The sequence below is a fragment of the Streptomyces sp. CBMA156 genome (assembly GCF_014596515.1).
Taxonomy (GTDB): Bacteria; Actinomycetota; Actinomycetes; order Streptomycetales; family Streptomycetaceae; genus Kitasatospora.
In genome coordinates this window covers 1-8286 of record NZ_MSJQ01000273.1, presented here as the reverse complement: position 1 = coordinate 8286, position 8286 = coordinate 1, and the positions used below count along the sequence as shown (strand labels likewise).

10 protein-coding genes and 2 pseudogenes are annotated in these 8286 nt (G+C 74.8%); 6 read left to right on the top strand and 6 right to left on the bottom strand.

Going from position 1 to position 8286, the window contains the following annotated elements; genetic code table 11:
* Nucleotides 1-304 (bottom strand): annotated as a pseudogene (locus BU198_RS23035) (inositol monophosphatase); the annotation flags it as partial.
* A 109-nt stretch (nt 305-413) separates the two neighbouring features.
* Between BU198_RS23035 and BU198_RS23030 the strand changes: the two are divergent.
* Nucleotides 414-1451 (top strand): Lrp/AsnC family transcriptional regulator, encoded by a 1038-nt coding sequence (locus BU198_RS23030; protein WP_188298760.1) that lies wholly within the window; start codon nt 414-416, stop codon nt 1449-1451.
* A 136-nt stretch (nt 1452-1587) separates the two neighbouring features.
* Entirely contained in the window at nt 1588-2028 is a 441-nt protein-coding gene (locus BU198_RS23025; protein ID WP_223244811.1) for a hypothetical protein, read from the top strand.
* Nucleotides 2029-2040: 12 nt separating this feature from the next.
* On the opposite strand, the gene BU198_RS23020 is transcribed toward BU198_RS23025, so the two are convergent.
* From BU198_RS23020 to BU198_RS23010, 3 genes are all read right to left on the bottom strand, one after another.
* Entirely contained in the window at nt 2041-2880 is an 840-nt protein-coding gene (locus BU198_RS23020) for a helix-turn-helix domain-containing protein (RefSeq protein WP_188298759.1), read from the bottom strand.
* A gap of 83 nt (nt 2881-2963) precedes the next feature.
* Nucleotides 2964-3446 carry a hypothetical protein gene (locus tag BU198_RS23015; protein WP_188298758.1) on the bottom strand — a complete coding sequence of 161 codons (483 nt, stop codon included), beginning with the start codon at nt 3444-3446 and terminating at the stop codon, nt 2964-2966.
* Nucleotides 3447-3589: 143 nt separating this feature from the next.
* Nucleotides 3590-4297 carry a 4'-phosphopantetheinyl transferase family protein gene (locus BU198_RS23010; protein WP_188298757.1) on the bottom strand — a complete coding sequence of 236 codons (708 nt, stop codon included), beginning with the start codon at nt 4295-4297 and terminating at the stop codon, nt 3590-3592.
* An 89-nt stretch (nt 4298-4386) separates the two neighbouring features.
* On the opposite strand from BU198_RS23010, the pseudogene BU198_RS23005 reads away from it, so the two are divergent.
* From BU198_RS23005 to BU198_RS44285, 3 genes and pseudogenes are all read left to right on the top strand, one after another.
* Nucleotides 4387-5610, top strand: a pseudogene (locus BU198_RS23005) (choice-of-anchor A family protein); the annotation flags it as partial.
* Nucleotides 5611-5633: 23 nt separating this feature from the next.
* Entirely contained in the window at nt 5634-5927 is a 294-nt protein-coding gene (locus tag BU198_RS44290) for a pentapeptide repeat-containing protein (RefSeq protein WP_223244813.1), read from the top strand.
* 1 nt (nt 5928) lies between these two features.
* Complete coding sequence (locus BU198_RS44285; protein WP_223244812.1) at nt 5929-6045, top strand: LPXTG cell wall anchor domain-containing protein; 117 nt, start codon at nt 5929-5931, stop codon at nt 6043-6045.
* Between the two features lie 103 nt (nt 6046-6148).
* Here the strand turns inward: BU198_RS44285 and BU198_RS23000 are convergent, their stop codons facing one another.
* Complete coding sequence (locus tag BU198_RS23000; RefSeq protein WP_188298755.1) at nt 6149-6802, bottom strand: TetR/AcrR family transcriptional regulator; 654 nt, start codon at nt 6800-6802, stop codon at nt 6149-6151.
* Between the two features lie 76 nt (nt 6803-6878).
* Between BU198_RS23000 and BU198_RS22995 the strand changes: the two genes are divergently transcribed.
* Complete coding sequence (locus tag BU198_RS22995) at nt 6879-7823, top strand: hypothetical protein (RefSeq protein WP_188298754.1); 945 nt, start codon at nt 6879-6881, stop codon at nt 7821-7823.
* A 13-nt stretch (nt 7824-7836) separates the two neighbouring features.
* Here the strand turns inward: BU198_RS22995 and BU198_RS22990 are convergent.
* Nucleotides 7837-8286: patatin-like phospholipase family protein (locus BU198_RS22990; protein ID WP_188298753.1), on the bottom strand; the 450-nt coding region annotated here is incomplete at its 5' end.

Sequence of the window (8286 nt, the reverse complement as noted above, 5' to 3'; positions counted from 1 at the left end):
AGTGCGGCTGCCCGAGCAGGTACTGCACCGCGCCGTCGGTCGCGTCGCACAGCCACCACTCGCCCTCGGCGGGCACCGGGCCTTCCAGGTCCTCCGGTGCCCAGCCGGCCCGCGGGCGCAGCGCGGTCAGCCGCTCCCGCAGCAGCGCGGCCGCCGGGCCGTCCAGCTCGGCGAAGCGGGCCGCCGCCTCCTCGACCGTCCGGGCCGTGACCGGGTCGGCGGACCGGTGTGCCGCCAGCCCCGCCCCGACCTCGCGCACCGCGGCCGTCACGCCCTCCACCAGCGTCCACAGCTCGTTCGTCACGGTGGTTCCTCCTCGTTCGGGGCCGGGTCCGCTCCGGCCGGGACAAGGAGTACCGTCAGGCTGCCGAACAGGACGCTCCAGCCGCCGGAAGTGACGGAGATCGGACATCGTGGACCTCTCGACCGCCGATCCGGACGCCGTGCTGGACACCCTCGACCGCCGCCTCGTCTGCGCCCTCCAGCTGGACGGACGGGCCGAGCCGGGCCGGATCGCCGAGGTGCTGGGCGTCTCCGCCCGGACGGTCACCCGCCGGCTGGCCCGGATGCGGCAGGCCGGGGTGCTGCGGGTGGTCCGGCTGCCCGACGTCGAGGACGCCGCCGTGGGCGCGCTGCTGCTGCGGGTCCGGGTGCTGAGCGGCCGGGTGGACGCCGTCGCGCAGGCCCTCGCGGACCGTCCCGACGTCCCGTTCGTCGACGTGATGCTCGGCGGCCAGGAGGTCGGGGCCGTGATGCTCACCGACGCCGCCTCCAGGGACCGGCTGCTGTACGGGCAGTTGCCCGCGACCGGCGCCGTCACCGAGACCACCACCCACGCCGTGCTGCACGCCTTCGCCGACGCCGGGCAGTGGCGGGCCGGGTACCTGACGGAACAGGAGGCCGCCGCGCTCGGCGGGCCCTCCGCCCCGGGCCCCTCCGCCCCGCGGCATTCCCTCTCGCGGCCCGCCGCCCCGCGCCCCGCCGGGCAGCCGTCGCTGGACGACCTGGACCGTGCGCTGTTGGAGCGGCTGGGCGAGGACGCCCGGCAGTCCCACGCCGCCCTGGCCGCGGCCGTCGGCGCGCCCGAGTCCACCGTGCGCCGCCGGCTGCACCGGCTGGACGGGGCCGGGCTGCTGCGCACCCACGCCACCGTGGATCCGCGGCTGCTGGGCATGGCGGTGGACGCCAACCTCTGGCTGGACCTGCCGCCCGGCCGGCTCGCCGAGGTCGGCACGGCGCTGGCCCGTCACCCGCAGGTGCACGGGGTGTTCGCCACCAGCGGCCCGACCAACCTGCTGGCCACGGTGTTCTGCGCGGACCACACCGAGCTGTACCGCTTCCTCACCGACACCCTCGGCCCGCTCGGCGCCGCCAGGGCCGAGACCACCATCACCGCCCGCGCGGTGAAGCGCGCGGGCGTCCTGCTCCGGCAGCCGCCCCGGCGGCCGTAGCGGGTCGGCCGGGATCCGGGGCGCGGGCCCTTACCCGCGAGGTAATCGACGCCCGCCGCCCCACCGGGCAGGGTGGAGGCACCCGGTGAGGCCGTCGAGGCCCCGGGCTCCCACCCCCGACAGGAGGCGATCCGTCATGTCCGCCCACGCGAACACCCTCACGCCCGCCCGGCCCGGGTCCGTCCTCTCACCGTGGACGGTGCGCGGCGCCCTCGCCCTGGACGCCCTGGTCACCGGCGGCAACGGCCTGGCCTACCTGGCCTTCTCCGGCCCGCTCGGCGAGCTGCTCGGCGCCGGCCGCGCCACCCTGGTCGACGTCGGGCTCCTCCTCCTCGGCTACGCGCTCGCGGTCGGCGCGCTGGCCGTCCGCCGGCGGCCCCCGGTGGCCGGGGTGCGGGCCGTGATCGACGTCAACCTGGTCTGGGTGGTGCTCAGCCTGGTCGCGATGGGGCTGTGGCTGGAGCCGACCACCGCCGGGTTCGTCTGGATCCCGGCGCAGGCCGCGGTGGTGGCCCTGTTCGCCGTCCTCCAGTTCACCGCCCTGCGGCGGGAGGGCCGGGAGCGGGGCACGCCCTAGGGTCGACGCACCCTAGCGTTCGGGACCGACCGCGGACTGCAGGAACCGCACCGTCTCCGCGTCGGCCGGCAGGAAGGCCTCCAGAGCCAGCTCGGAGACGGTGACGTCCAGCGGCGTGTTGAAGGTCGCGATGGTGGAGAGGAAGGAGAGCACCCGCCCCTCGTGCCGGATCCGCATCGGCAGCGCGAACGGGAAGCCGTCCGCGGCCGGCGGGTCCCCGTCCGGCCCGTCCGCCGGGTCCCCGGCGGGCTCGGGGTAGCCGCGGACCTCCTCGTACAGCCGCCGCAGCGGCTCGGCGCGGACCAGCTCCAGCTGCTGCTCCATCCGCTCCAGCAGGTGCCGCCGCCACTGCCGCAGGTTGACGATGCGCGGCGCCAGCCCGTCCGGGTGCAGGGTGACCCGGATCGCGTTGAACGGCGGCTCCAGCAGGTGCGGGGCGACGCCGTCCACGAGGAGCCCGAGCGCGCGGTTGGCCGCCAGCACCCGGAAGGACCCGTCGACCACGACCGCCGGGTACGGGTCGTGGGCGGCCAGCAGCCGCTCCAGCCCGCCGCGCAGCGCGGCCATCGACGGGTCGTCCAGCGGCGTCTCGGGGTAGTGCGGGGCGTAACCGGCCGCCAGCAGCAGGGTGTTGCGCTCGCGCACCGGGACGTCCAGCTGCTCGGCCAGCCGCAGCACCAGCTCCCGGCTCGGGCAGGAGCGGCCGTTCTCGACGAAGCTGAGGTGGCGGGCCGAGGAGTCCGCCCGCAGCGCCAGTTGCAGCTGGCTGAGCTGCCGTCGTTCCCGCCAGCCGCGCAGCAGCGGGCCCACGCCGGTTCCCGTCGGGCTGCCCATGCCCGCCATGATCGTCATGGCCCAGGACGGTACTCGAACGGGACGGGTCGGCGGGAGGGGGCGCGGGAGGTGGGAGGGCGCGGGAGGGGAGGACCGGGGGGTCAGACCCCGGTGCTCGACCCCGGGCGGATGACCATGAGCACCACGACCACGGCCCACAGCAGGTTGAACACCCCGGCGGTCATCGGCAGCAGCTTCAGGCCGCCGACGGCCTTGGCGTGCCGTTCGTCCGACGGGTCGAGTCCGAGCGCGTCCACGGCGGCCTGCTGGCCGGGCAGGACGAAGAGCAGCAGGGAGAGCGCGGCGAGCGCGGTCAGCACCATCGAGACGATCATCCAGGACTGCCCGAGCACGTCCATCACCTGGGCCAGGCCGATGCCCAGCAGCGGCACCGCTACCCCGAGCAGTGCGTAGACCTGGGTGATCCGGTGCAGCATGCGCAGCACCCCGGCGTCCGAGGCCTGGTCGGGACCGCCGGCCAGGGCGGCCTTCGCCCGGCGGGGGAACATGCTGACGGCCACCGCGACCGGGCCTATGAACAGGACCGACACGAGGACGTGCAGGCTCAGCAGGAACTTGGCCATGGCGGGGCACCCTCTGGATCCGGTGGGCAGCTGGGGAGTCGGCGGGCGCGCCTGTCGGCGTGCCCACGACCAGGCACGCTAACACCGCTTATCCGGCGGACCACCGTGCGGGTGGGCCGCCGGAGCCCGCTCCTTCCCGGTGCTCAGCCCGCCGTCGTGAGCTCCACGACCCGGGGCGGGGCGGTGCTGACGGCCGCGACGGCGGCGGAGTGCTCCGGGGCGGTCCAGTCGAGCAGGTGCAGGTCCTCGTAGCGGCTGCGCAGCGGGGCGCCCGGCGGGACGGCCAGCGGCAGGGCGGAGAGGTCGACCCGGCGGAGGGTTTCCAGGGAGGCCCGCCCGATCTTGATCAGCGACTCCTTGCGCACCCACAGCCGCAGGAACGCCCGCTCCGGCTCCGGGTCGGCCTCGACCAGGGCGAGCTCGGCGGGGGCGAGCACCCGGCGGGCGACCGCGCGCAGCGAGCCGCTCCGGGCGGACAGTTCGACGTCCACCCCGACCGGCTGGAACCCGGCGCCGGCCGCGACCACGCCCTGGGTGTGCGACAGGCTGACGTGCACTCCGGGGTGGTCCGGCAGGTAGGGCTTGCCGTGGTCGGCGAGCCCGCAGTCGGGGCACTGCTGGGCGAGCACCAGGCCGGCCGCGGGAACGCCGAGCAGCCGGGCGGCACAGAGCCGGACCAGCAGGTGCCCGGCGGTGAACTCGGTCCGTCCGGACTCGTGCCGGAAGCGCGCGGCGCGCTCCCGCTCCAGGGCGGTCAGCAGGTGCTCGCCCACCTCGGGGTGCCGCAGTACGGCGTCGACGGACGTGACGGCGACGAGCGGCGCGCTCTGGTCCTGGGCCTCGGTGGTCATGTCTCCAACCTAGGGCCTGGGTCGTGGCCCGCGAACCCCTGTCCGACCCGTCCGGCCGTGCCTGCCTGGCAAACGACTGCTCCGTTCGAATGAATTTCGGATTCGATCTGAGGCTCTGTAGGGTGCGAATAGTCCGTTTTGGGGTTGGATATCCCAGATCTGTGGGGTCGCCAGCAGATATCACGGAACGTGACAGGTCGTCCAGGCCTGCACTCTTTCTCATGCGCGGAGGATTGTCGATGGGTCAGGCCACCGGTTCGCCGGATCACAGAACGACCACCGTGAGAGCGCCCGCCACCCGCAGGCGCCGGGCCGTCAGGGTCGCCGTGGCGACGGCCCTCACGGCGCTGCCGCTGGCCGCGGTGCTGACGGTCGGTTCGGCCGCTCCGCTGGCCCCGCCACTGGGCGCCTGCTCGGGGCCGGACTGCCCCGCCACCTGGCCGCCGCCGAACAACGGCGACTTCCCCGGTCGCGACGCCAGCATCAACGTCTTCACCGGTGGCAACTACACCGTGAACGGCCGCGCGGCCGAGGCCGAGGGCAAGATCGTCGCCCTGGGGAACCTGACCGTCGACAAGAACGGCGGCGGCATCTACAACATGGGCGTCGTCGGCGTCGGTTCACGCGTTGTGCCGCCGAACGGCAGCGACTTCGTGACCACCGGCGGCAACGTCGACGTCCTGGCCGGCAACAGCATCCTGATCGGCGGCAGCGACTCGACCGGCCCGGCCTTCGGCAACCTGCGCCACGCGGGCACCGTCACCGGCACGGTGAACATCGACCCGACCGGGGAGTCGATCCAGGACCCGAACGCCGCGGCGCCCTACCAGACGGTGCTGACCCAGATCGAGGAGGTCTCCGACTGCGTCGGCCGGGCCACCGCGACCGGCACCGTCGCCGTCACCGCCAGCGAGGCGACCTTCACCGGTGACGGGACCAGCATGAAGCAGGTCTTCAACGTCACCCAGAACCTCGCCTCGCCGTCCGGCGGGCAGATCGGCCTGGTCTTCAACAACATCCCGGCCGGCGCCACCGTGGTGGTGAACATGCTCGGGGACAGCCCGGTCATCAACACCTACACCGGCACCGGCCTGGCCGGGGACCAGACCACCGAGATGCGCTCGAAGCTGATGTACAACTTCCCGACCGCGACCTCGGCGCAGATCCTCGGCAGCGCCCAGTTCCAGGGCTCGGTCATGGCCGGCAACCCGGGCGGCACCACGACGATCGCCCAGCCGGGCATGAACGGCCGGGTGTACCTCGCGGGCAACCTGATCCACACCGGCACCGGCGGGTACGAGATCCACAGCTACCCGTTCGACGGTGACCTGCCGGACTGCGCCGTGACGCCCAGCCCGTCGCCGACCTCTCCGACGCCGTCCCCGACGCCGACGTCGCCGAGCCCGACCTCGACCTCGCCGGCGCCGACCTCTCCCGCTCCGACGTCTCCCGCGCCGACCTCACCGGCCCCGACCTCACCGGCCCCGACGTCTCCCGCTCCGACGTCCCCGGCTCCGACCTCTCCCGCGCCGACCTCGCCGTCGGCCAGTGCGACGACGTCGAGCGCCGGTCCGGCCCCGACCAGCCACCACCCGACCAAGGAGCCGACCAGCCACCACCCCGGCGGTGAGCTGCCCTCCACCGGCGCGGGCAACACCCCGGTGATCTTCGGCCTGGCGGGCGTGGGCCTGCTCGGCCTCGGCGGTCTGGCCGTGCTGGCCGCCCGTCGCCGCGGTCGCCACAGCTGACGGTCCGTACGGGCCGGAGGGCTGCGGACGCGATGAGCTGACCAGCCGAACAGCGGCGCAGGCCGCCCGAGTCGATCCGACCGGGCGGCCTGCGCCGTTCCCGTCACCGGCCTCCGCGGCCGGGCGCCCGGTCTTCGGCGGGGTAGCGGGCGAGGCCCGCGGCGAGCAGGCCGAAGGCCCGTTCCACCGCCGCCTCGGCCCGGGCCCGCACCGCCTCGGTGGGCTCCCCGGCCACCACGGCCCGGCGGACCTCGCCGAGCACGGCCCGGTGGGCCCCCGCGACGGCGCCGGCCACGATCCGGGGGAGCGGGTCCTCCGGGGCGGCCCCCGAGGCCTCGGCCAGGGCGGCCGCCAGCGCGGCCTCGGCCCGCTCGCCGAGCTCCAGCAGCCGCGCCCGCAGTGCGGCGCTGTCCTCGACGATCCGCCAGAACGCCGCCATCCCGGGGTTCAGCCCGACCGTCGGCTCCCCGCTCGCGAAGGCCGCCAGCAGGTCGGCCCGGACGGCGTCCACGGCGGAACCGCCCGAGGGGCGGCGCCGGACCACCTCGGCCAGGTGGGCGACCACCTCCTCCTGCCGGTCGAAGAACAGGTCCTCCTTGGTCGGGAAGTAGTTGAAGACCGTGTTCGGCGAGACCCCGGCGGCCCTGGCCACCTCGACCACCGTGACCCGGTCGAACCCGCGCTCGGCGAACAGGCCCATGGCGGTGTCGGAGAGCAGCTCCCGGGTCTGCTGCTTCTTGAGTTCGCGAAGTCCCATGGCCGGATCCTACCCACGGAACATGATGTCACTCTAAATTTGCAGTGGCACCAAAAATATCGGCTACCGTGACGGCATGACCTTCACCTTCGGCATCTATCCCGGCGGACCGGTCGGTGACGACACCGGCGTCATCGCTCCGGTCCGCCCCGACGACCCCGCCAGGATCACCGCCGCCCTGCGCGAACTCCAGGGCGGCGCCGCCGAGTTCCTGGTCCGCGCCTACCGCTCGTACCCGGGCGGCGAGCACACCCCCGAGCAGCCCGGGCAGTACGCGGCCGAGGGCCGCAGGCTCGACCTGGTGCTCCAGTACCGGGAGCGCGGCGGGGAGACAGCGGGCTGGCTGGACTTCGTCCGGCGGACGGTCAGGGCCGAGGGGCACCGGCTCGCCCTGCTCCAGATCTGCGAGGAGCCCAACCTCGACCTCCCGCCCGTGGACGGCAGCATCCCGAACGTCCGCCGGGCGCTGGTCGAGGGCGTGGTCGCGGCCAAGGAGGAGGCGCTGGCCCACGGGTTCGACGGCCTGGCCGTCGGCTTCAACGCGGTGCCCTCCTTCGACCCCGCGGACACCTTCTGGGCCGAACTCGGCCGGCTGGCCGACGAGCGCTTCCACCGCGCCCTGGACTACGTCGGCCTGGACTTCTTCCCGGACGTCTTCCGCCCCGTCCCGCCCGGGCAACTCGCCGACGCGGTACGGGCGGTGGTCGCCGGATTCCGCCGCGACTCGCTGCCCCCGGCCGGGATCGGGCCGGGCGTTCCGCTGCGGATCTGCGAGAACGGCTGGCCCACCGGCCCCGGGCGGAGCGAGGCGCGGCAGGCCGAGGTGGTGGCGGAGGTGGTCCGGACGGTCGCCGGGCTCGCCGCCGAGCTCAACGTCACCGGCTACGCCTTCTTCGCCCTGCGGGACGCGGACAGTGCGGGCACGGGGCTGTTCCCCCACTTCGGCCTGCTGCGCGACGACTACACGCCCAAGCCGGCCTTCGAGGTCTACCGCCGGCTGGTCGAGGAACTGACGAACTGACCTGCCGCACATGTTAGTTCGACTCGAAGAACCGTTCCACCATGCGGCGCTGGGCGGCGACGGCGTGCACCGGCTCGCCGATCACCCGGCCGGCCAGGGCGACGGCCGGCTCTCCGACGTCGCGGCGGAGCAGGGCGGCCGCCTCGGCCCGGTCGGCGTTGGTGGCGGACCAGCAGCCGCCGTCCACGTAGGCCGAGCCGTCCAGGCGCACCGGCGCGAACCAGCCGGGGATCGCGCAGGAGGCCATCACGGCGTCGGGGACCGGCACGGCCGGGGCGTCCGGATCGCCGAAGACCACCCGGTGGCCGCTGCGGTAGTCCACGGCCACCACCCGCAGCGGCGATCCCGGGCCGGCCGGGACGTCCGCGTCGGGCAGGACGTCCGGGCCGGGCAGGACGTCCGGGCCGGACGGGACGTCGGGGCCGAGCAGGCCGCGCACCAGCTCGCCGACCGGCGCCAGCGA

Bases quoted from the DNA above. Each gene is read 5' to 3' on its own strand.
- BU198_RS23025 (WP_223244811.1), top strand. From the start codon at position 1,588: ATGTCCGCCCACGCGAACACCCTCACGCCCGCCCGGCCCGGGTCCGTC.
- BU198_RS23020 (WP_188298759.1), bottom strand. From the start codon at position 2,880: ATGACGATCATGGCGGGCATGGGCAGCCCGACGGGAACCGGCGTGGGC.
- BU198_RS23015 (WP_188298758.1), bottom strand. From the start codon at position 3,446: ATGGCCAAGTTCCTGCTGAGCCTGCACGTCCTCGTGTCGGTCCTGTTC.
- BU198_RS23010 (WP_188298757.1), bottom strand. From the start codon at position 4,297: ATGACCACCGAGGCCCAGGACCAGAGCGCGCCGCTCGTCGCCGTCACG.
- BU198_RS23000 (WP_188298755.1), bottom strand. From the start codon at position 6,802: ATGGGACTTCGCGAACTCAAGAAGCAGCAGACCCGGGAGCTGCTCTCC.
- BU198_RS22995 (WP_188298754.1), top strand. From the start codon at position 6,879: ATGACCTTCACCTTCGGCATCTATCCCGGCGGACCGGTCGGTGACGAC.